General features: G+C 59.6%; 1 protein-coding gene. It reads left to right on the top strand.

Features of this window, described 5'->3' with window-relative positions; all coding sequences use genetic code 11:
- A partial coding sequence (locus tag RE027_RS18060; RefSeq protein ID WP_368809678.1) for a fimbrial biogenesis chaperone occupies window positions 1–445 on the top strand: 445 nt, incomplete at its 5' end.
- Window positions 446–564: the final 119 nt, after the last annotated feature.

The raw sequence follows: 564 nt of genomic DNA, 5'->3' as shown, positions 1-564 counted from the left end.
ACTCCAGCCCGGACGTGAGAATAAGATCCGTCTGTTTCGCGCCGATGCGCCGCTTCCTGCCGATCGCGAAACGCTTTTCACGCTAAGCATTGCCTCCATTCCGGCCAGCCAGCGTCACAGCGATAACGTTCAGATGGCGGTACGTTCCAGCATGAAGTTTATCTATCGCCCGGAGGGGATTCAGGGCGAACCGGCGCTGGCCTATCGTCAGCTACGCTGGCAGCTGACCGCCGACGGGCTGACGGTTGAAAACCCGTCGCCTTATTACGTTACGCTGTATCAGCTTTCCGTTAACGGAACGCGGGTGGATAACGCCGGCGTTGTCGCCCCTCTGAGCCAGCGACGAACGGACTGGTGTAAAGGGACTGTCAGGTGCCAGCTCACCTGGCAGTCGCTGAGCGACGAGGGGCGGATATTGCCCTCGATCGCCCGCACGGTGAAATAATTGCTCGCGGGGGTATCCTGGCAGCGGACCGACACTAGCGGTGAAACTCCGCTACCGTCATGGTAAAGCGCAGCACTTTTTCTCCCTCATTGGCATAGCCGTGCGCCGCTTCCGTTTTC

This window comes from Kocuria sabuli (genome assembly GCF_040981185.1).
Classification (GTDB): Bacteria; Actinomycetota; Actinomycetes; order Actinomycetales; family Micrococcaceae; genus Kocuria; species Kocuria sabuli.
Note: the sequence above shows the minus strand (reverse complement) of the source record. Positions and strands in the feature narration are given on the sequence as shown.